The following is a 21,001-nucleotide window of genomic DNA, read 5'->3' as shown; positions in this document are numbered from 1 at the left end:
CACAAGATTCGCAAGCTTCTTTTTTAAGAGAGCTATACAACTGGGTGAGTTTATGGACAATGGGTTGGAGTTAATTGTTAATTATTAGTAAATTAACGCAGGTTGCTTAGTGCAACACCATATGAAGGACCCGTTATCGGGTGTTTAGGGAAAGAACAAAAGAATAAGAGTAGTCACATGAACGCATTTACAAAACTCGTTGAACATTCCAAAAAAGTGGCAAATTTTGAGCATCTATCTGCCATCATAGATTGGGATCAAGCAGCGGTCATGCCACCTGGTGGCGCTGAAGCACGCTCGAATGCCACGGCAGAGCTCGATGTACATATCCATTCTTTAATGACTCAACCGCACTTGGGAGAGCTTTTCGCTCAGGCAGAAGAAGAGACGCTGTCTACAAAAGAAAAATCTATCCTAAGAGAAATGAAGCGTGGGTGGCAGCAAGCTAACTTACTACCAGAATCATTAGTTCAAGCTCAATCTCTTGCTGGCTCCAAATGTGAACATGCATGGCGTACACAGCGTGGAGAAAACGACTGGGCTGGTTTTGAAAAGAACTGGGCTGAAGTCGTAAAGCTATCGCAGGAAGAAGCGCAAATTAGAGCCGAAGCAAATGGCACGACTCCTTATGATGCCATGCTCGATGTTTATGAGCCTGGCACAACGTCTGCGTCGTTAGACATTCTTTTTGCTGACGTGAAAACCTGGCTTCCTACTTTGATCGATGAAGCGCTTGAAAAACAACAATCAGACAACATCTTATTGCCAACTGCGCACTACCCTACGGAAAAGCAAAAAGCGCTCGGTTTGGAAGTCATGAAGCTACTTCAATTCGATTTTGAACACGGTCGACTTGATGAGAGTACCCACCCATTTTGTGGCGGTGTACCGACAGATGTGCGTATTACGACACGTTATAATGAAAACGAGTTTGTCCAATCATTGATGGGGATTGTCCACGAAACCGGCCATGCTCGATACGAGCAAGGGCTACCAAAAGATTTATCAGGAACACCCGCGGGAGAAGCTCGCTCTATGGGTATTCATGAATCACAATCACTCTTCTTTGAAATGCAAATAGGACGAAGCAGCGCGTTTATCGATCACCTCGCTCGACTGGCTTCTAACCATTTTTCTGGTAGTGAATTCGAAAAAGACAATTTAGCCAAAATTTACACTCGCGTAGAAAAAGGCTTTATTCGCGTAGATGCTGACGAACTAACATATCCTGCTCACGTTATTCTTCGATATGAAATTGAGCGAGATCTCATGAACGGCGTCATCAAACATACAGATGTACCAGAACTCTGGAACGAAAAGATGAAAGCGTACTTGGGGCTATCAACCGAAGGAAACTTCAAAAATGGCTGTATGCAAGATATCCATTGGACAGAAAGCAAATGTACAGTGCATAACTACAAAGACGGGTGCTTACAAGACATTCACTGGACTCAAGGTGCATTCGGTTACTTCCCGAGTTATACACTAGGTGCTATGTATGCCGCACAGTTCATGGCTGCCATGAAGAAGACTGTTGATGTAGACGGAGCTATACGCTCTGGTGACTTGTCGCCAATCTTTAATTGGTTGTCAGAGAAGATCTGGAGCAAGGGCAGCTTATTAACTACCGATGAGCTAGTTAAACAAGCAACTGGCGAGACACTGAACGCCAACTACTTTAAAGAACACTTACGAAGTCGTTACCTCTAATTCTCAATGTAAAGGCTCGTTAGTATTCAAGCTAACGAACCTTTTACAAGTTGTTCAATTAGCCGACTTAGGTTGTTTTATTGGACGACTCTTCTTCTTGAGCCTTACCTTCGGGAATCATCGCTACATCAACTACATTCAACATATCTTTTTCTTTTTGCTCAATCTTGTTTCTTTCTTTCGCATTAAGATGTCGTAGCAATGGACTAACCAAAGGTACATTATCTAGTCGATTAATCGCATCGGCTAACTTTGAGCTTTTATCGATAGCGTCGATGATTGGGTGATCAGAGTTGTTGTAATCAGATATTAATTTACCTGGGTTTTCACTGTTAACTTGAAGTAAGTTGAAAAGCAATTTAGTTCTCAACTCACCACTCGTATCATCTTCACCGATGTTGTCAATCTGATTTGACAACCCTTCAAATGTTCGGCTCGAAACTTCTTTATGTGTGTACTCTTCGATTAGTCGTTTGCTAAGCTTGTAGCTCTTATTTGAAGAGTAAGCCACCCAAAGAATTGGTGCATAAACCGGTAGCATCATCGAATAAATCATCGGTGCATCTTGAATAACTGATTCAAACGGCTCATTTAAAAAAATCACTCGAACCATACTGAACGCAACGGGCAGCAAAGAACATATAATTAACCAACCAATCGCTTTATTGAATGAAGCTTCATGTTTCTCCAGTTGTTCTTTTTCAACTTTGATCTTGTCGATATATGCACCAGAAAGACCGGCTGTTAGAGCATCGGGAAGAAGTGATTTTATCTGCTCGACGATAGAACTGTATTGCTTTTCGGCTTTAGACACAAAAGACTGTAAGCCTTCTTGATATTTCCCTTCGATAGTATCTAGCTTTTCATTGTATCGTTGTTCTATGTTTGAAACTTCTTCGTTCAATGAAGAAACGTCACTTTTGACTTTAGAATAAGCAATCTCAAGCTCATTTTTTAAACCAGCTTGTTCAACTTCTTCGCCGTTTTCATCTTCATATTTAAAACCAAAGATTTCTCCATGAAGAGTATCAAATTCACTTTTTTGCTTAGTTGCAGTAGTCAGTAAAGACTTCAACTTATTTGCTACCAGTTCGGTACTGGTCACTTGTTCAGATAGCGACTCAACTTTGGCAGCTAAACGCTCTTTCTCAGCAACAAGACGATTAAGTTCAACTAGAGCTTCATCTATTTCCGCCTTAGAGTCCAAATATTGCTCGTGGTATTGAGCTATAGACTCTGATTTATCGGAAGCTGTTGATTCATATTCTTTAACAGTAGCCAGATTTGACTCAGCTTCCTCTTTCAACGATGTTACAAGCTCCTTTGCCGCTTCAACGCTTTTATAGATGGCGTCGATCTCTCCTAAGCGCTCTTCAGCCTTATTCTTGACTTCGCTGACTCTCTGTCTCGCACCAAGCACCTTGGAAAAATGATCAGGTGCGCTCTGCTCAAGTAAGTTCAACTGGTTATTGGTTTCGTCAATCTTGGCTTTGAGTTCTTCAACCGCTTTCCAAAGATATCCCTTTTCTTCGTTCAGCTTTTCAGTTAAACGTTGTTCAGTAGTTAAAAACAAAGCCACCCCACCCTTTTTCGCGTATATCTACGCATTTTCCTCTATATTCATCACTAAATCAAAGAAATACATAGATATTTTTGATGGAAACATGATCGGACTACAGCTTAGCATTACGCGCAATTCTCCCTAGTATCAACGCAATTTTGACCCAACCATAAATATCTTCAAAATGGGAGATATTTACATGAAGCCAACACCAACCACCCTGACATTCGACGAATACCTTGCGGAATCACGTACACTTGACGCTGCTCGTAAATGGTTACGAAAGAACACAGCTAAAACAGGTAAAGTACGCAACAAAAGACTAAAACTACTACTTGAACGCGCTTTATCAAGCTTGTTTGAGCCAAGTGAAGCAACCAAGTTAAGTCGTCAGATCAACTCATACACAACGACTCTTGTTGCTTCATTTGAAGAACTGCAACAACTCGCTAAAACAGTCGTTAACGACACCAACGACCAAACCAATCAATCTAAGCAGCTTAAAGTCCTTGCAATACAAACAAGGCAGATGACCAGCCAGTTTTTAACGACTCTAGAAGACTACCGCCGTTCAAGCACTAGAGGCGGTAAACTCGCTCGTGGTGGCAAAATCGATAAGAAGTTATACGCCGAAGCCATTCGCAAACTTGAGGCAATAGAAAAGCTCTGTGACCAGACATCAAAGGCAGCTGCATTTCTAGCAATAGAAAACGTAGAAGCCGCTAGTAAACAACTACATTTCATCATCAACGCTAAACTTTAATCCCTCTAGCCCTCGCACCACGTCGAGGGCTTTTCATGCTCAAAAACCTCTGCTCAATAACCCTTATAAATACAAGCATGAAATGAGAAATGCATCTTCTCATTGCACCGAATGATTCCACCCAGTGAGCCGCGCTGGTTGGTGCGAAATGCGGCAATTCTAATTTACAAAAGAGGCAATAACATGAAAAAAGCAGGTGGCAGACCAGAACGGTTTGATGAGATAGCCAGTGCCGAACTGGCAATATTGTCTTGTCTTGGTATCAAATCGATTAGTTCATTAGCTCGTGAAAACAATTGCTCACGGAACACTGTAACCAAGTACGTTAATCGATTTAAAGCACGTTTAAAAGGACTCGGTTATGCAGCAAATTAATCTCAATCACGTTCAGCGTGATACTTCAAATCGTTGGCTTGCTAGTGCTGTTCTTGATGCTGTTCAATATCAAGCACCGGAAGCGTTTCAAGCTTCTTGTCGTGTTGCTGGTGGACTTAATCAATGGTTAGACGAAGAAGAGCTTGAAATACTCTTATCTGCTCATTCAAATGAACTAGAGCAAGTTCAAAGGCAAGCCGAATATGAAGAACGCAAACGAACTAAAGAACAGTCACAAGTACTCTACGCCTACGACAAAGCAAACGACGATCTTAAGTTCGCTGTTGGTAGAACGACGTTAGACCGCGAGCAAATGACGTTTACTGATTCTCAGTTTAAGAACTGGGTTCAACGTCAACTAGAACGTAAAGACATTACGGTGTCACAACGAGAAGATTTGTTAGCTGCCAACTACTGGCTAGCGAAGGCACAAACAATAATCATAAAAAACGGGATTTAAACATGTATTTTCAAGAATTAAAAAAGGCAGCTTCAGCGTTGGACAGTGGCTTTCTGTATAGCGTTGTTAGTCGATTAGCAACACTTGAACAACAGTCACCAAACGCTGTAAAGGTATATCAACACGAATTTGAAATCGTATTAAAAGACAAATCAATTGAATACCTAGCAACAGTCGAAAAACGAATAGGCAGTAAAAGGAATATGGAAGACTTAGCCGATGATATTAAGTACTTGCTTCATGGCAAGCACCTCGACCAGTTCATGCGCGAGTGTCAGCACTACTCTAGCATGCCTAAACCAGTAGCTAAAACAGATAGTCACGCTTTCCGAGACTGGCTTCGAATCAATAGAAAATAATTAAAGGATATTGGACATGCGACTAACTAAAGAACAAAAACGAATCGCTGAACTTGAAGCCGCCTTGTACTCTGCCGAGTTAAAATTGGAACGCTTAGAAGAAGCTGAAGAACAGAAGGTTACTAAATCAAGCATTACGGTTAAGCCTGTCGAGTTAACTAGCTTTAAACAACATAGCCGCGCTATTGATGACTCAGTTGCCGCATCACAGTACTTGAGTACTGGTCAAGTTGATGCACTTGGCGAACTACGTTGGCAAGTCATTCATTGCCGTACGCCACAACAAGTACTTGATCACGAAAAGCAGTTAATGAGAACTAAAGCAGCTAGTTGTTCAGCAACAGCTATCGGTCAATTAGCTCGTGACGTTTCGATTAAGTCCGTACTAGGTTCAAAAGTAACTACTCAACTTGCTGTTTTTAATGCTTTATTTGAACTAGATAGAGTTCAAGAAGAAATGGACGTGTCTGACTTTACCGATGATTTGTTAAAACATGATGCCACTTCAATTCTTAACAATTCAGCTGGCAAGTTGTCTGATTTAGTGGCTTTGAGGAAGGCGCGAATGAATGGTTCATTTGAGCAGATAGAACAAGCTATTGAAAAGATATTGAGTGAAGATAATGAATAAAGAAGTACTTGAAGTCGAGAAAGAGGAACTGCTAGGTTTGATTAGAATTCACCAAGCCATTATTGAAGAACTAGACAACTACGACAATCTAGTGTTGAAGTCAGCAGTGACTAGACGAGAGAAGAAAGTTATTGAACTGGAAAAAGAACTACAAGCCATTGAAATGGCATTAGTAATAATGAAAGAAGCGAGCTAATGCTCGCTTCTTAGTATGTGTATTGATAGATTCAAAAAGTAATAGCGACTATTAAGAGTCTTTGTTATCAAACAATGTCGCAAAATGAGAGAACAATGTAAACATCACATTAAATACTTCAATTATAATAGCGACTGATACAGCAATAACTGCTAACTCTACTGCTGTATAAAACATATCTCTACTTGGCACTAATTCGTGAACTGGGTAACTAAGTAAGGGAATTCCTGTCACTCTCAAATATGGGAGCAGTAACGAAGCAACCAAGCAGAGAAGAAGACATATGATATCTTTCCTCAAGCTTGATAAAAACCCTTTGAACCTCCCAAGTTCCACTTTAGAGTTAGGTGCAGATGCGGAGGTAAGCAACACACTAAAGATAATAGAGATACCAGCAGTTAAACCACCTAGAATCGCTCCAAGAATACCTGGTGTAGCTGATTCGATTAATACATATGCTTCCTTGCTATCACTAGAAAAGACTAGGCTGACAGCCAATATAGTAGCTAATGTAAATACGATTCTACTCATCTTGCTGTTCTTCAGTTATATCTTCATATTGGAATTGGGGTCTATACAAATCAAGAATATCTTTCACATCATGAGCCTCATACCCACTTAGAGTCAACTCTGTAACGCCTTTGCCTTCCATGACAACTACCTTTGCAGTCTTCTCACTTTTTACACTAGTAATCTGTTTCTTATGACCAAAAAGACGACCTTTCATTAGCCAATGTCCACCACCTTTTCGACACCAGTTGACCATGTTGTTAAGCCAACCTTCACTTTTAAGATTTAGTTGCTTATCTTTATTTTCAAAAATAGTGGTGACTTTGTTTGCATTTGTATTTGCTGCCGTATCTTTCAAAGCCTTTTTCATTTCTTTTTCAGTCTCGCCGAAAAGGTTAGGTGGCGTAAGCTCGAAAGAAACTGATTCAACAAACTCAAAACGATCATACTCTTCCCAAAAACTATGATCCTTTTCATTCAAGACTGGCTCTATCTCTGCCCGAAGACCGATTTCAACTAACTCTAAGTTATTTGCTAGCTTCTTAAATACTTTGCAAGCAGCGGTTGGCGTAGACAAAACGCTCGTTTTTTTCTCTACCAGTATTACTTGTTGTTGTCGATCCCAAAACCAAACCAAAGGTGGAAAGTCATCAACACTATACTCATTAAACTCTTTGTCATGACCATGAAGTGCTTTAGCTCTTGAAACGATGCCAGCCATTACCCCTTCTTCACGCCCTTCAACTTGAACTTTTATCGAACAGATCGTATCACCGTGCTCATCTTGGGGTGGATTTTCAACCGAATAACGAAGAGCATCTTCAAATGAAAAGATATCTTTAGACATGTTTTCGTCAATAAACAACTGAGGATCGGCTGCGACCAGTGAAACTCGTAATGCGTAAAAGTTCATATAATTGTTAACACGTTGATGAAATAAAGTGTGATTGTAACCGCTAATCTATTGAATTTATATGTTTATGCACTCATTTACACAATGCGAACAACTGTTTTTATATACAGTGTAATTCATTTATTTTCAAAATCAACATTACCATTTGATCATGACCGTTACACGCTCTGGCGTTGACATACTCTGAAACTAAACCCTTCCTTGATAAAATACGACCGTAACCAATCAACTAGCTGATACTTAGCGTTTACGATGTGGTCAAGCGTCAACACTACTGAAATCTGACCTTGCTCCGCTTTCTTTCGGACTTCAGCTACAGCGAGGTCTACGACACGTTGACGAGCTTCTCTTACTTCAGTCTTGAAACGTATGGCTGGTTCATGCGTCACGGATCTGATTGGCTCAAGAAGCATGTCTACCACCCCCTGAATTCTTTTCTAAACTCACTAGGCGTTGCATCTGCGAGCTCCAATAACTCTTCTTGGCTCCATTCGGAGATAGCCGTTAACACTCGTTCAAAGTACTGACAATCGTTATCAGTTAAACCATTCTTTCTCTTTTGATCGGTTTCGTAGATTTGTTCCCAGATACGTTCAACAAAATAAGAACGGTCGAATTGTTGACTAGAAAAGTGTTCTTCTGGATTGATGTTTTGACTTGATAATAAGCTTGGACAAAGCATTTTTATTTACCTCTTGTTCGTTTGTTGTATTTAGCTGTCCTTAAAATTCAAGCCAAAAAAAAGCAGCCGCAAGGCTGCTTAACAAAACGAGAGGTTTTACGATTGAAGTGAATTTACAAATTCAATCGTATTTATATAAGCAGTCTGGTAGACAGCTTAAAAACATCTAAAAGGTTTACAATCAAGCATTCTGAAAACATTCAACTGTATTTATAAAACGCAAATGTATGCCAAAAGCATTTTACCGTCTAGAACCGATTCTAAGCAGTTTTTAAATGCTCATTCAAAAGCGTACTACTAGCCAGTTGAAACCACCTTAGAATCGCGTTGAAGAGCATCTAGCTTACGCTATACAAGTCAAAGACATTGTGAGCGAAGCGAACGTGCCGAAGGCACCAATTAAAGACTTGAAAGAACCAAATTGGAAGAACCGAAAAATTCCGCATCATCTTAGTAGTATTAGTAGTTTTAGTGAAGTTAGAGATATTAGTAATATTAGAAATGAGTCAGTTCTAGTTGAAAAGCACTAGCTCACGCTATACAAGTCAAATACCGTCTAGAACCGATTCTAAGCGAATTTAAAGACTTATTTAACAAAGCACACTACTAGCCAGTTGAAACCGTCTTAGAATCGCATTGAAGATGCATCTAGCTTACGCTATACAAGTCAAAGATAACTAACAAGCAATCAAAAACTAAACTGTCCGGTAGCACGTAGTGCTATCGAAAGACGGTGACTGCGTAGCAGTCTCTTAGTCTACCAGTCGAAACCACTTCAACACTACTCCAAGTACCACCTACTTGTAATAAGCGAAGCGATAACAAGGTGAGCCGAAGGCGAACGGGCGAAGCCCCAATTGAAGACCTATTGAAGCCGCGTTCCAAAAACGACCAATTAGACGCTTCGCGTCGGTCGCTTCGCTCCCCGTTTTCTTCTTGTTGTCCTCCCTGGACTCTCGTTCTCTTTCTCGTTGCTTGTGTTTATGTTCCCCTTGAATGTCAAATCATAACTTATTGTTTTTAATTGAGTATTCCTTTTAAAACGTACGCGAAAGTGTACTTGAAGTGTACGTCAAAACGTACGTGAGATTTAGTCAAAGTGTACGTCAAAACGTACGCGAGATTTAGTCAAAGTGTACGTCAAAACGTACGCGAGATTTAGTCAAAGTGTACGTCAAAACGTACGCGAAGTTATAACCCACTCCTCTTCCTCACCTTGTCTATTTGAAAATAATTTCAACTTTTTTACTAAAACCACATCGTTCATCGATTTCATCGATATAAATAGAATTGTAAGAACATGAAAAAGAGAGAAATTGAAAAGATGAGAATCAGAAAGCCACGTAGAACCTCAGAACAAAAGCAAGTCATTTACGACTTGTACTTGAACAGCGAATTGACCATCGATGAGATAAGCAAGCAATACAAAATATCAACATCGACTATCTACAAAATCGTGAGAGAAATTGAAAATGAGAGATAAGGCATACTTAAAAGTCAGCATTCCAATTGCTATAGCTGAAGCACTACAAGAACTACCTGAATACAACAACAAATCAATTACCCGAATCATTGCAGACTTAACTGACACCAAACTATCTAACACAAATTCCAAAGAGAATAGAGAGAAGAAAAATGAATCAATCATTAACTAAAAAAGCAACACTATTCACCAATAACAACTTGATTCAAGTTCGTTTGCAAGAACAAACAGGTCAACGCGCATACAAAGACTTGGTCAAACGTGTAACTTTGAACAAAACCGATAAGTTGAATGTCCGTACATTGATTGAGTACGACCGCAAAGATAAACAGCTTGATTCAAAGCATGATCAACTGTCTAAGAAGATTTCCCGTAAACTACACAGCACTTCCGATTTATATACGGCAGCTACTGGTAATTACTTTATTGCTCTTGACGCGACTACCGCCCAAGTACTATTTGCCGATATCAATACTCATGAAATTGAAATAGCTTGTGTTACATGTGTTGATAAAAACAAAATAGGTGAAGTTCATAACGGTGACGCAAAAAACGTACACGGCAAACTAAAAGAGACTTCAACTCTTTTAATCAATGATGAACTCAGTTTCGACGCAATTGTCCAGAATGCTTGCGATACATTTAGTCGTTCAAAAGACGAAATACTATCGATTATTAAAAATAACAACGAGGGACAAGAAGTGCTTGAGTCGAAACCAAAACGTATTCCTGTTGAGGCTAGTCTAACTTTGAACTGGCAAGTAGAAGAAATTGAACTTCTCGTCGAAGAGAATGAGATTGAAGCTTTATTCGAGAATGATCCAGAAGTAGACCAACAACGAATCGACAAAATGATCAGTTCATTAGCGATTAACTACAACCGAGACTTACTAAAAACGATTAAGCCATTAGTTAAACCTGAGCATGTTGAATACATTGAAGACCTAGTTAAGCTACTTGATAAAGGCATGAGACTGCTGCCAGATAGGTTCACGATTGAGAAAATTACTCAGTTTTATCCCTTGATGTTCTGCAATGAAAACTTTCAACAAACCGAAGACATTATCACCGAAGAAGAATACCGCTTAGCCAGTGCTGCCTTAGCTGAGAAAAACTGGTCTGAAGAGGAAGCGCAATTTGAAATGCTTGAAGAACAGATAGAGCCTTGAAAATATTAAAAATGGGACGGTTCTATGTAAAAGTTATTACCGGTCACATTAGCAAGAATACTTATACTAATTATACATTTTTCACTTGACTGAGGCTTACAAACGAGAAAAATTGACGTTAAAGCATAACAATCTGTGATTTAACATGAATATCTGTACTCGTTTTCAATGTGACACTTGCGATACCTTAATCGACTGCCGTATTGGAATGTCTAACCGTCAAGTCCAACCATTTCAGTTCGCGTGTCCAGAATGTCACGAGCAAATTACTTTCACTCTAGGCTGTGGTGATCTTGAAGGTGCTACTGAAATAAAAAACTTTGAAGGTCTATTTTCAGGTGAGAACCCTTTTATAGACCTACACTTAGACTTTCCAGTGTCATTCGGTAACTATGAGCAAGGGAATACTGCGTTTATGCGTGTTATCCATTCAATAGGACAAGATTCTTATCGCCATTTGTTTACTCGTTTAGATTTGCTTAATAGATTAAGTGGTCAACACCGAAACTTGCGTAGACTAATATCTCAATACAAACGTGACGACATAAAGGCATTTGAGAAAGTAGTTAAAAGCCTTGCTGATTTAGAGTTTGTAAAACTCAAGTCTCACAAAAAAGAAGATGTTATTGCTGCTCTGTATTCTGCTACTTCGATTATGTCTTCTCCTCTTACAGTGCATGAACACAATACTGAACTAAGTAAGGGGATGCCGAAATTGCTTTCTACATTGTATACTGAACACAACGAAAACTTAAACGCCTTCTTCGATAGTCTACTCAAAACAGGGTTTCTAAAGACAGTTCACCATGACTGTATAAGCCTTTACCCTAAATTAATTAAATTAGAACTACCTCTTCGCCCAGCTTTGTATTATGACTACTCTGAAGAAGAACTTGGTGACGTTCCTGCTAGAGTTTCAACAGAAAGCTTCGACAATTGTAATAATACATATAAAGACCTCGCCGAAGTGTATTCAAGACAACTAGTTTTAGTCGCAGGTTTAAACAATTTGATACATCGAGGTGACTTCAATTTGTTTTCAGACGAAATTCGAATAAATAAAAAAGATAAAGTGATAAAAGAATTTTCTTCTTTAGCCGAATATGCCAACGTTGACTTAGGAAGAAAACTCGCTGCTATAGATAACTCTTTCTTCAATTTTGATGAAAATGCTATAGACACGCGTTTAAGGAATGGCATAGCGCACTACAAGTATGAATACGACGAAGCGACTCAAATCATCACATACAGTTCGGCTAAAGAAGGTCTGACTAGAGATAAAACTATTGAAATGAGCTTTATGCTCTTCTTGAGAAAAATGCTTCTTCTATTTCGTGAAGTTCATAGCCTGAACCATATCATCAAAGCACTCCTCTATCATTGTGTTTTGGTTTTAAAGAAAGATGTGTAAATCTATACCGTGAATGTAAATGAATAAAGCCCCGAACTCTCGGGGCTATCGTTACCACTGAACATTTGAGCTATCAGCGTCAGATTTGAATTTTCGAGTCTTTAAAAGCTCTAAACGAACTTCATTTAAATCAGGTTGTACTACGTCTTTTAGTTCATCTTCACTTAGTTCAATGTCACACCAGATCTTGCTATCGTCATGAGCTTTCCTAAATGACTCTTCAGCAAGTGCTGAGTCATCAAAATACGTATACCATTCAACATAATTTGAAAGTATATCGTCAGCATTAACTTGACCATAAGTATGAACCCCTGCCCCGTAGTCTAAACCGACATCATCAGAATGTTTCTTGAAGTTATCAAAAGCGTGTACATCAAGACTATTTTTTAGTTGATTGACATACTGCTTCTTCACTTTGTTTAGATTTTGAACCAGTAGACGAACTAGCTTTTCGTCATTAACGTAGTGTCCATTTCACATCATTGAACGAACTGAAGCCTTTAATGCCTCAACATCTTGAATTACTTTATTATCAATACGTTCAATGTCGATCTTCTTCTCTGGTAGTTTTTCCCCGTCATTAATCATAGCCTGAGTAAAGTACTTTCGTGTAACTTTGACAGTCTTAACGGCTTCGTCATACTTACCACTAACTTTAATTTCTTCTTCAGGAACATCTGCATACCACAACGTGCAATGATCATTGATATTACCGTCGAATAGTAACGACTTCCACGGTTCTACTAGAAATGTTCTAGGGCTTGAGCTTTTACGTTCGTATTGAACACCGTCCTTGATATACAAGAATGAAATATGCTCTTGAGTTTTGCGTTTACTTTTTGTCTTCTCTGGCTCAACTTTTTCTTTCTCTTCAGCAATTTTAAACCCGAAGCGCTTCGCTAAATCTTGCGGTGTTATATTCAAATTATGGTACGTTTTTTCGAATTCATCTAACGCATCTTCTTTTATTGAAAGTTTAAGTTTCGCGATTTTTTCGTCTCGCTCTCGCTGTGCCTTTAGTGCGTTTTCGTTTTCTTGCAGTAAGTCTTTTAGTTGCTGGTCTTTATCTTTAGATTCGACTTCTTTATTTTCTTCTACTTCATTCAATTGCTCTGTCATTTTGTAGTCCTCTTAAACGGCTTCAGTCGCTAGATAATAAGTGTGAGTGTCATTTTTGAATTGAGATATACCTGCCGTGTGTATACTTACAGAGTAGTCACCTTTAGCTAGAATTGTTAATCTATCAAGATGAAAAACGGCTTCAACGACACGCTTTGAATCAAAATTATCAAGTGGAATTTTGAATGTGTGCTTCTTCGAACCTGACCTATCGTATGCAGAGATATAAATGGTTTCAGACTCTGATTCTGAGTAAAATCGAATATGCCCTAGACCAAGAGTTTTACAAGCTTTAATAACTTGTTCGATGGCATCATAATCAATAGAAAAGTTAATAAAATCTTCATCGTGAGATTGCGGATCTACATACGGGAAGTTCACCTTTTCAGGAGCTTCGGTGACGAAATCAGTGTCAGCGTATTGATAAACCAGTTCTATTCCTTCTTTGTTCGTAATCAGTACGTGTGTATCTTCGAAAGTAAGTTCTGCATCATGAACCAGCTTGATCGATTTCAAAAACTCTTCTACATGATACACACCGAATGTACGTGGAAACTCATCTTCGATATCAATATACGCGATAACCTTGTTAAGGTTATCTTGCGATCTAAGTTGTTTTCCTTCGTGCAAAATAAGCCCATCATTAATTTTACCCAAGCGTTTGATTGCGTCTAACGTTGATTGCTTTAACTTCATGTTACTACTCAACAAATAAAAGCATTGAACATACCAAATACAAACTTAACTTTTATCGATTAACTTCACATTTATTCGGCTTTATATACAAAAATAGCGGCACTATGCCGCTATTTCACTTTGTACAAGAGTGTCGTTAAACTGCTGCTTTTACTCTCTGTACCGTAGACACGCCGACACCTAGCTTCTGAGCAGTTTTGCGAATCGATAGCCCGCTTTCGAGGCAATCAATGATAGCTTGCCTATCTACTGTGGCAGTACGACCTTTGTACTTACCTGCCGCTTTTGCTTTAGCAATACCCTCAGCCTGACGTTCAAGAAGCATTTGACGCTCAAACTGATAGACAGATCCTAGTAGGTTCAGTAATAGCTCATTCATTGGGTTGCTTTTGTCAGCACTGAACAACATATTCTCTTTAATGAACTGAACCGCTACTGATTTATTGTTAAAGAACTCAATCAAACCTAGTAGGTCTTTCATATCACGAGCAAGACGTGAGATATCATGAACAACAACCGTGTCACCCTCACGTACATACTCTTTTAAACGCTTGAGTTCTTCCCTATCAGTTGTTGAACCACCACATTTATCGACGAACACTTTATCAAGTTCAATACCGTCCAATTGTCGAACTATATTTTGTTGTACCGTAGACACACGAATGTAACCGACCTTGCTCATATTTCACTCACCGTATTCATTGAACTCTAGATACGACTACAATAGGCTGTATTCATGGCCGATAGCAACCGTAATGAATACAGTTACCGTATTCATCTAAGTGTGTTCTTAGACAGTAGTCAAATGAATACAAAAAGCCCCGTATTTCTACGAGGGCTTAGTTTAATCGGCAAGAAGTCTTTCAAGTGATTCAATTCGCTCACCATTGTGTTTAGTCGTTGCCTTTACAAGATCAATATCATCAAGAATGATATTTGTTCTTTCCAACACCACTTCTTGCTGTGTCGCCAGAGTATCAAGTGTTGAATGCAGTTCACCATAGTTATTTGAAAACGAAATATTTGAAATCGCTAAAGGCATAACAATGACTAACAGCCCAGCTAGTAATCTATTCATCTATACCACCCAATTGTTCAAGTAGTTCTCTACGTTTCCGTTCTCGCTCTGATTGCTCAAGTAACGCTTCTTCTTGCGACACCAAACGACTTTGCTCGTGTTGTTTCATCTTCTCTCGAATGGCGTTGATTCGTTTCTCAGCTTCTTCTTGGTATTCTTGGTCTTTAAGCTGTTCTCGACGATACTCATCTAAAGAACCGACCATTCTCAACAAATCAAGAGAATTGCCAGTCCATCCCTGTTCATCTTCTTCTTTGCTACTGTTAGTTCGAACTAAATTTAAGAAACTCATAGCGCCTCCAAATCAGCTTCAAGTGAAGCAAGAAGAGCTTCTTTTTCCGACCGCGACAAGTCATTGATGATTGATAATTCCAACTTGGACGCACGGTTAGTAACTCGTTTTATTTCAGCTTCACAGATCGCTGTGATTGCTCTTTCAGCTAGTACTACACCAAACGCACCAGACAACACCATTTTAAGAATTTGACTTGTGTCGATGTCACCAGCACCAGTCAAAGGCATTGACATATCTTTTAACTTCTTCTCTCGATTTTCGATGTCTCGCAATTCTGCTTTGCGTTCTAGCTTTTGTAGTTCCGCGGCTTTCTTGCGCCTCGCAGCACCACTGCGTCGCCCTGCTTCTTTGGCTTTCTCATTATCAGTGAAATGAAGATTTTCTTTTTTCATACTTGTTCAACCTGTTCATTAATACAGATATATTTATTCAACAGATTGAAACCAATAAAAAACCGCCCATTTTAGGCGGCTTTTATTGAATACGACGTTAATTAAGTAAAATTTAATAAAGACGAGTCTTGTTTTTTACTTGTTTAACAAAGCAGATTGCTTCACTTTGTAATTAAACCATTCATCTTCATAGCCAAACTGAAACACTTGATTTAATTTTCTTCCTTGATTCAAAGCAGCAGTATAACCCTTTGAACTAAAACGATAGGTTTTCATTCCATCATAATCAATAACGATGTCGTCATTCGTTTTTGAAATGAGTTCATGAAGATTCAAAGCAGACTTATCACCAGCATTGTATCTAACGAACGTACGCATTCTTTTGTTTTCACCACAAGTGTTCTGAACGTAATACTTTTTATTGTTGATACTAGGCAAAACATTGTAGTAATTCATGTCTTCACACTTAATATCTGTATGAATGTAGAATGAGTTAATCTTAGCTATTTTATCTCTATTTCTATATTCTCGGCTCCCCTTTTTAGGTATAGCGCTAGGAATCACTTGAAGTACTGCGTTTCTTTCTTTAGAACCTGTATACACAGCATAAAGAACATCATTTGTACTCGCTACTTTGTAGTCGCCGTGATCGGTCATCACATCTGGTGTTAAAAACTTAGACTCTGAAATCACTTGATGAACAAATGACTCACTACCCTTTTTTAAGCACTCTCTCGTAGTTTCAGCACTCAACGTATTGCCGTATGGGTGATTGAATCTACGCTTGTCCCAATGAATGGCAGCCAACATTGAATTAGTAATATAAGCCGCATTACGTTGTTTTATTAATAACCCAGTAGAGTTCAAATCGCCAAAACGTTCAACTTTCTGACCTTTGTCTATTTGCATAAACTCGTTACAAGTCATGTCACCAAATACTTCTTCAACCGTTTTAGGGTTCTTAACAAATTGATATCGATTGCCTTCAATTTGCTTCTCAGCATTTCTCTGCACTGTAGTAGTTTGACAGCCAGCCAATACAACTACCGATAACGCACTGACTACACCAGTTTTAACAAATTGCACTTTTTTCACTTCATTGTTCATAAATATCTCAAATAAAAACATCAAGCACCCATATGGGTGCAATGAAGCACTATCTTATATGTAACTCTATTTGCACCCATAATGGTGCAGAAGAAATCATGAACCAAGTCACAGAAAAAAAGAACATTACTGGCATTAGAATCAAAGAGATACGGTTAAGTAGGGATTGGTCTCAAGCAGACGTAGAGCGGGAATGTAGTCTGCGTGGCATTGATATGACACGTAGTAAGCTTGCCAAGATTGAAAGTGGAATGATTCGTGTGACTGACGAGATGATCAGGGATTTTTGTGTCGTGTTAGGCACCGATGCCAATTCGCTGTTTGAGTAGACCTATTCAAAACTAAAAAGGGAAGCGAAAAGCTTCCCTCTCAAATCATCAATGAACATACTAAGCCAGTAGCGGTTTTAGCCTTCTGTTGATTGCCATACCATTATCAACAAACTTTACTGCTCCATTCTTGCCGACTTTAAATTCAAACTGCTCATCAGTAACAAACGTAATCGTAACCACTGGCTCTGATTTTAAATCATGACCCCGTAACTTAATCACGATACTCTTACAAATGCTGTTGATTAGCGTTCTACATTTCAATCTAGCTTCTTTATCATTCGCTCGTGCTTTATCAGCCAATTCTACCAGCTTATTCACCCATTTTTGAACATCACTTTGATTAACATCTGGCTTTTGTGAATCGCGTTCTTTAATCAGTTTTTGCTTTTCCAACTTCAGTCTGTCGTGAACATCTTTGAACAAATCCCAAGGTGCACCTGCTGTAACCTGCTCGACAATATGTTTAACTTTGTTCTCTACTTCGTCGATTAAAGCAGAGTAGTTAACATTGTTAACGGTAGGCACTAAAGACTGAGGTTCAACACCGATACAAACTGCAAACAATACCGCACTTTCTACAGGCTGAAGAAACACAGATGAACAACATGAACTTGTTTCTTTATGCGTTAAACAATGTAATCTTGTAACGGTTCTACTGTATTCACCCGAGCGTTTATATTGCTTTTGTGTTTGAGCACCTAACCCACCACCGCAATACCCACAAGTTGTAAACCCTTTACCATGACCAGTAATCAAGTGAACAACCTCACCTCGACCATGCATTGTTTTACTTCGCTTTGATCTGTGTTGTTGTAATGCCAACCACTTTGATTTTGTAATCAACGCGGGATAGAAATCTTCAAGATCGTAGTCAACACCTTGAACGTTGATTCGCTTCATTCCATATAGAGCATGAGACTTAACGATGTTTGCAACTGTTGTCTGTCCCCAAGCGTTACGCTTACCTGATAGCGTCGGTATGCTTTCTTCTGTCAGTTGCCTAGCTATCTTGAGAGAACCTATTCCTTGATTGTACAAACTTAGTATTCGGCGAATTACGTCTACACGTGCATTAAAGGAGTACGTATTATCGTCTTTGTTGAAATCAAGCCAACTAGGGTCAGCACCGAGTCGTCGAATATTCCCATTCGCTTGATATTGATTCAAAGCACTCTTTAAGAAAGCGTTAGACCGACGCTGTTTAGTTTCAGATTCTTCATTCGCTCGAATCATTACCACAAGGGACATGATTAACTTGAATGGGTTTTGTTGAATCTCTTCCCGAGAATAAACTTGATTATCTGCGGCTGTAACGACTGTGATACCAGACAATATTAAATCGGTGAGCGCAGCTTGAGCAATCAACGGGTCTTCACGACTTAAACGATCTAATGACTCAACCACCAACACTGAGCCAGACGGAACTTTGCCTGCCGTTACTGCTGCTAAGAATTGACCAAACGCGCCTTTAGTCTTATGCATTCCATGAAATGCACTAAGCCCTTTGTCCATCATAGTTAAGCTCTTATCAAGCTCTAAACCATGCGCAAGAGCGTATTGCTCAGCGAAACTCGACTGGCGTTCGATTGATGTGCCTTTAGCCTGCTCTGGGCGGCTAAAGCGCATATAACTGTATACTTTTCTCATAGTTACACCATACCACAAAATGTAAGTTATCACTATACATTGGACAGACGGAAGTTTTGGCTATTTCCCGTCCTACACGCTCGGTGCGATGTACGCAGCACAATTTATGGCAGCAATGAAACAAACCGTCGATGTAGATGCGGTTATTCGTTCTGGCGACTTAGCTCCGATATTCAATTGGCTCTCGGAAAACATCTGGAGTAAAGGTAGCTTATTCACCACTGATGAATTGGTAAAACAAGCCACGGGTGAAACACTGAATGCTAAACACTTTCAAGCTCACCTAAAAGATCGCTACTTATAAAGCGAAAAGAATAGAAAGTAAAAGCCCAAGGTTCGTATGTTCCTTGGGCTTTTTGTAGGCTCTCTATGTGTTATGCCAAGCTAGGGATGAGCCTAGGCTTGTACAAACAGTCCTCACCCTCTGGTCTAGTTTTAAACCGACGATGAAGCCACATATACTGGCTCGGACTTGCCATGATTGATGTTTCAACTATTTGATTCACGAATGCGGCGGCACGTTGATGATCCTCTTTCGGGAAACCGTCGACGGGCGCACTAATGGTTAGGGTATAGTGTCCGTCTTTTCCTCTTACCATCGTAAAAGGCACAATGGCGCAATCTGTAGAATCAACCAACAAACTTGTACCTGTCGTAGTACAAGCATTTTTAACGGCAAATAACGGTGCAAATGTCGAGCGTCGGTTACCATAATCGTGGTCCGGTGCATACCAAACCCGCTCACCCGTTTTAAGTGATTCAAGCATGGCTTTGACGTTTTTACGATCAATCAGTGTACGATTAGAGCGAGAGCGTCCCTTATACTGAAAATAATCAAAGCACGGATTATTGTTTGGGCGATAAACACCGGTTCCAGACTTTTTAATGCCAAAAGCTCGAGCACCTAACTCTAGATTCATTGAGTGTACGGCCAACATTAATGCACCTTTGCCTGACTTCTCTAAAGCCTCTAGATGCTCCATGCCTTTTATCGTGACGTGTTTGTTTACCCGTTTATCTGACCAAAACCATGCCATTGCGGTCTCAAAAAGTGCGATGCCAGTATTGTCGATGTTGTCTTTTAGAATTGCTTCGCGTTGGCATTCTTCCATATGAGGGAAGCAAAGCTCAAGATTGCGTCTGATAGTAACTTGACGTTTTCTCATGATTCGCATAGCTAAACGACCAATGTTGCGTCCCAAAGCTAGTTGAACTTTAAAAGGAAGGAGGCTAAGTAAGTACATCACGCTAATGATAATTAACGTTCCCCAGTAACGAGGCAAAAGAAATTCGGCCTTGAATGCAGGCTTTTTGTATTTGTTCATGTAAGTATTGTCAGATGTGCCCATCTATAAGTGATAAAAACAATGATAATGGACTGCACTTTTATCATTGATAACGCTAATAACATAAATTAAAGCGCGCGGATTCTATGGTTCTTCGACACACTACACAATAAGAACTTTGCAGAAATATGTAGGGAATGAAAAAGCAGTAAAGATGAGTCGCCACGTTAACATCTATCGGAGTGATTTATCTACTGCCCTTTCCTAAAGTTTGAAGAAACATAACTTTGTATTTTCAATGCGCTAAATAATGCCTATTGTTCAATCACATAATGCGACCGTGATGAATGCAACAATAAGACATCATATCAATACTCGCCATTAGCGATTGAATTTGTACTAAAAAGCCGCAGCAATTTCTCGCTGCGGCTTCTTATTCACTTAACAAGTAGAGTGGCGTTATTCGTACCCTACTGTTTTGGATAATAAATTTACGATCAACACACCAGCGATGATAAACCCAATACCAACTAGGGCTGGTAAGTCTAGCCGCTGTCCGTAAACAAAGTAACCAACCGTCGCAACCAAAACGATCCCAGCACCACTCCATATGGCATAAACAACCCCGACAGGCATTGTTTGCACTGTGACGGAAAGCAAGAAGAAAGCGATGCCGTAACCAATCAAAACGACTGTGCTCGGCATTACTTTCGTAAATTGCTCTGTTTTGGGAATATAAGAAGTGGCAATCACTTCACATACAATCGCTATCGACAGCGCCAACATTGGTGGCATAGAGACAAGCATTTTGAACATAAGGCATTAA

At 39.5% G+C, this 21,001-nt stretch carries 26 protein-coding genes and 1 pseudogene; 12 read left to right on the top strand and 15 right to left on the bottom strand.

Features of this window, described 5'->3' with window-relative positions:
- Nucleotides 1-177 precede the first annotated feature (177 nt).
- Nucleotides 178-1,710, top strand: a complete 1,533-nt coding sequence (locus H9L11_RS13895) for a carboxypeptidase M32 (RefSeq protein WP_205390845.1) — start codon at nucleotides 178-180, stop codon at nucleotides 1,708-1,710.
- Between the two features lie 67 nt (nucleotides 1,711-1,777).
- Here H9L11_RS13895 and H9L11_RS13890 read toward each other — a convergent pair whose 3' ends face one another.
- Nucleotides 1,778-3,283, bottom strand: coding sequence for a hypothetical protein (locus H9L11_RS13890; RefSeq protein WP_157664636.1), 1,506 nt, complete (start codon nucleotides 3,281-3,283; stop codon nucleotides 1,778-1,780).
- A gap of 187 nt (nucleotides 3,284-3,470) precedes the next feature.
- On the opposite strand from H9L11_RS13890, the gene H9L11_RS13885 reads away from it, so the two are divergent.
- The 6 genes from H9L11_RS13885 to H9L11_RS13860 all read left to right on the top strand — a co-directional run bounded on the left by H9L11_RS13885 (nucleotide 3,471) and on the right by H9L11_RS13860 (nucleotide 6,055).
- The gene (locus H9L11_RS13885) at nucleotides 3,471-4,034 is read left to right on the top strand and encodes a hypothetical protein (RefSeq protein WP_205390844.1); all 564 of its coding nucleotides are present in this window, start codon (nucleotides 3,471-3,473) and stop codon (nucleotides 4,032-4,034) included.
- 183 nt (nucleotides 4,035-4,217) lie between these two features.
- Nucleotides 4,218-4,409, top strand: a complete 192-nt coding sequence (locus H9L11_RS13880) for a hypothetical protein (RefSeq protein WP_086047133.1) — start codon at nucleotides 4,218-4,220, stop codon at nucleotides 4,407-4,409.
- A complete protein-coding gene (locus H9L11_RS13875; RefSeq protein ID WP_086046725.1) occupies nucleotides 4,396-4,869 on the top strand; it encodes a hypothetical protein in 474 nt (157 codons plus the stop codon). The genes H9L11_RS13880 and H9L11_RS13875 overlap by 14 nt, the downstream gene beginning before the upstream one ends.
- Nucleotides 4,870-4,871: 2 nt before the next feature.
- On the top strand, nucleotides 4,872-5,228 hold the full coding sequence (locus H9L11_RS13870; RefSeq protein WP_086046724.1) for a hypothetical protein: 357 nt from the start codon (nucleotides 4,872-4,874) through the stop codon (nucleotides 5,226-5,228).
- Nucleotides 5,229-5,244: 16 nt separating this feature from the next.
- Nucleotides 5,245-5,859, top strand: a complete 615-nt coding sequence (locus H9L11_RS13865) for a hypothetical protein (RefSeq protein ID WP_086046723.1) — start codon at nucleotides 5,245-5,247, stop codon at nucleotides 5,857-5,859.
- Nucleotides 5,852-6,055 carry a hypothetical protein gene (locus H9L11_RS13860; protein ID WP_086046722.1) on the top strand — a complete coding sequence of 68 codons (204 nt, stop codon included), beginning with the start codon at nucleotides 5,852-5,854 and terminating at the stop codon, nucleotides 6,053-6,055. Before H9L11_RS13865 ends, H9L11_RS13860 begins: the two co-directional genes overlap by 8 nt.
- A 51-nt stretch (nucleotides 6,056-6,106) precedes the next feature.
- Here the strand turns inward: H9L11_RS13860 and H9L11_RS13855 are convergent, their stop codons facing one another.
- The 3 genes from H9L11_RS13855 to H9L11_RS13845 form a co-directional block, all read right to left on the bottom strand.
- Entirely contained in the window at nucleotides 6,107-6,586 is a 480-nt protein-coding gene (locus H9L11_RS13855) for a hypothetical protein (protein ID WP_078580698.1), read from the bottom strand.
- Nucleotides 6,579-7,412, bottom strand: a complete 834-nt coding sequence (locus H9L11_RS13850) for a hypothetical protein (protein WP_225473234.1) — start codon at nucleotides 7,410-7,412, stop codon at nucleotides 6,579-6,581. Before H9L11_RS13850 ends, H9L11_RS13855 begins: the two co-directional genes overlap by 8 nt.
- Nucleotides 7,413-7,893: 481 nt before the next feature.
- Nucleotides 7,894-8,160: a hypothetical protein gene (locus H9L11_RS13845; protein WP_205390843.1), complete on the bottom strand. Its 267-nt coding sequence runs from the start codon at nucleotides 8,158-8,160 to the stop codon at nucleotides 7,894-7,896.
- Nucleotides 8,161-9,632: 1,472 nt separating this feature from the next.
- Here H9L11_RS13845 and H9L11_RS13840 point away from each other — a divergent pair.
- The 3 genes from H9L11_RS13840 to H9L11_RS13830 all read left to right on the top strand — a co-directional run bounded on the left by H9L11_RS13840 (nucleotide 9,633) and on the right by H9L11_RS13830 (nucleotide 12,223).
- On the top strand, nucleotides 9,633-9,815 hold the full coding sequence (locus tag H9L11_RS13840) for a hypothetical protein (RefSeq protein WP_016791685.1): 183 nt from the start codon (nucleotides 9,633-9,635) through the stop codon (nucleotides 9,813-9,815).
- Nucleotides 9,796-10,812: a hypothetical protein gene (locus H9L11_RS13835; protein ID WP_205390842.1), complete on the top strand. Its 1,017-nt coding sequence runs from the start codon at nucleotides 9,796-9,798 to the stop codon at nucleotides 10,810-10,812. The genes H9L11_RS13840 and H9L11_RS13835 overlap by 20 nt, the downstream gene beginning before the upstream one ends.
- A gap of 208 nt (nucleotides 10,813-11,020) precedes the next feature.
- The gene (locus tag H9L11_RS13830) at nucleotides 11,021-12,223 is read left to right on the top strand and encodes a hypothetical protein (RefSeq protein WP_240199930.1); all 1,203 of its coding nucleotides are present in this window, start codon (nucleotides 11,021-11,023) and stop codon (nucleotides 12,221-12,223) included.
- A 51-nt stretch (nucleotides 12,224-12,274) separates the two neighbouring features.
- On the opposite strand, the gene H9L11_RS13825 is transcribed toward H9L11_RS13830, so the two are convergent.
- The 8 genes from H9L11_RS13825 to H9L11_RS13790 all read right to left on the bottom strand — a co-directional run bounded on the left by H9L11_RS13825 (nucleotide 12,275) and on the right by H9L11_RS13790 (nucleotide 16,910).
- Nucleotides 12,275-12,637: a hypothetical protein gene (locus tag H9L11_RS13825; RefSeq protein WP_086046715.1), complete on the bottom strand. Its 363-nt coding sequence runs from the start codon at nucleotides 12,635-12,637 to the stop codon at nucleotides 12,275-12,277.
- 60 nt (nucleotides 12,638-12,697) lie between these two features.
- Nucleotides 12,698-13,342 (bottom strand): hypothetical protein, encoded by a 645-nt coding sequence (locus tag H9L11_RS13820; protein WP_086046714.1) that lies wholly within the window; start codon nucleotides 13,340-13,342, stop codon nucleotides 12,698-12,700.
- A 12-nt stretch (nucleotides 13,343-13,354) separates the two neighbouring features.
- Nucleotides 13,355-14,038: a hypothetical protein gene (locus tag H9L11_RS13815; RefSeq protein ID WP_086046713.1), complete on the bottom strand. Its 684-nt coding sequence runs from the start codon at nucleotides 14,036-14,038 to the stop codon at nucleotides 13,355-13,357.
- A 136-nt stretch (nucleotides 14,039-14,174) separates the two neighbouring features.
- Nucleotides 14,175-14,720 carry a recombinase family protein gene (locus H9L11_RS13810; protein WP_205390840.1) on the bottom strand — a complete coding sequence of 182 codons (546 nt, stop codon included), beginning with the start codon at nucleotides 14,718-14,720 and terminating at the stop codon, nucleotides 14,175-14,177.
- A gap of 162 nt (nucleotides 14,721-14,882) precedes the next feature.
- Complete coding sequence (locus tag H9L11_RS13805) at nucleotides 14,883-15,116, bottom strand: hypothetical protein (RefSeq protein ID WP_086046711.1); 234 nt, start codon at nucleotides 15,114-15,116, stop codon at nucleotides 14,883-14,885.
- Entirely contained in the window at nucleotides 15,109-15,408 is a 300-nt protein-coding gene (locus tag H9L11_RS13800; protein ID WP_086046710.1) for a hypothetical protein, read from the bottom strand. Before H9L11_RS13800 ends, H9L11_RS13805 begins: the two co-directional genes overlap by 8 nt.
- Nucleotides 15,405-15,803, bottom strand: a complete 399-nt coding sequence (locus tag H9L11_RS13795) for a hypothetical protein (RefSeq protein WP_086046709.1) — start codon at nucleotides 15,801-15,803, stop codon at nucleotides 15,405-15,407. Before H9L11_RS13795 ends, H9L11_RS13800 begins: the two co-directional genes overlap by 4 nt.
- 135 nt (nucleotides 15,804-15,938) lie before the next feature.
- On the bottom strand, nucleotides 15,939-16,910 hold the full coding sequence (locus H9L11_RS13790; RefSeq protein ID WP_086046708.1) for a hypothetical protein: 972 nt from the start codon (nucleotides 16,908-16,910) through the stop codon (nucleotides 15,939-15,941).
- A gap of 98 nt (nucleotides 16,911-17,008) precedes the next feature.
- On the opposite strand from H9L11_RS13790, the gene H9L11_RS13785 reads away from it, so the two are divergent.
- On the top strand, nucleotides 17,009-17,239 hold the full coding sequence (locus H9L11_RS13785; RefSeq protein ID WP_086047132.1) for a helix-turn-helix transcriptional regulator: 231 nt from the start codon (nucleotides 17,009-17,011) through the stop codon (nucleotides 17,237-17,239).
- A 60-nt stretch (nucleotides 17,240-17,299) separates the two neighbouring features.
- Here the strand turns inward: H9L11_RS13785 and H9L11_RS13780 are convergent, their stop codons facing one another.
- Nucleotides 17,300-18,889, bottom strand: coding sequence for a recombinase family protein (locus H9L11_RS13780; protein WP_205390839.1), 1,590 nt, complete (start codon nucleotides 18,887-18,889; stop codon nucleotides 17,300-17,302).
- Between the two features lie 34 nt (nucleotides 18,890-18,923).
- Between H9L11_RS13780 and H9L11_RS13775 the strand changes: the two are divergent.
- Nucleotides 18,924-19,193 (top strand): annotated as a pseudogene (locus tag H9L11_RS13775) (carboxypeptidase M32); the annotation flags it as partial.
- Nucleotides 19,194-19,263: 70 nt separating this feature from the next.
- Here H9L11_RS13775 and H9L11_RS13770 read toward each other — a convergent pair.
- Together H9L11_RS13770 and H9L11_RS13765 are read right to left on the bottom strand one after the other, a co-directional pair.
- Nucleotides 19,264-20,214, bottom strand: a complete 951-nt coding sequence (locus H9L11_RS13770; RefSeq protein ID WP_031778977.1) for an LpxL/LpxP family Kdo(2)-lipid IV(A) lauroyl/palmitoleoyl acyltransferase — start codon at nucleotides 20,212-20,214, stop codon at nucleotides 19,264-19,266.
- Nucleotides 20,215-20,634: 420 nt separating this feature from the next.
- On the bottom strand, nucleotides 20,635-20,991 hold the full coding sequence (locus H9L11_RS13765; RefSeq protein ID WP_033905208.1) for an SMR family transporter: 357 nt from the start codon (nucleotides 20,989-20,991) through the stop codon (nucleotides 20,635-20,637).
- Nucleotides 20,992-21,001 lie beyond the last annotated feature (10 nt).

Source organism: Vibrio sp. sp1 (assembly GCF_016920955.1).
GTDB classification, from domain to species: Bacteria; Pseudomonadota; Gammaproteobacteria; order Enterobacterales; family Vibrionaceae; genus Vibrio; species Vibrio alginolyticus.
The sequence above is the reverse complement of the archived record's forward strand: the minus strand, read 5'-3'. Positions and strand labels throughout refer to the sequence as shown.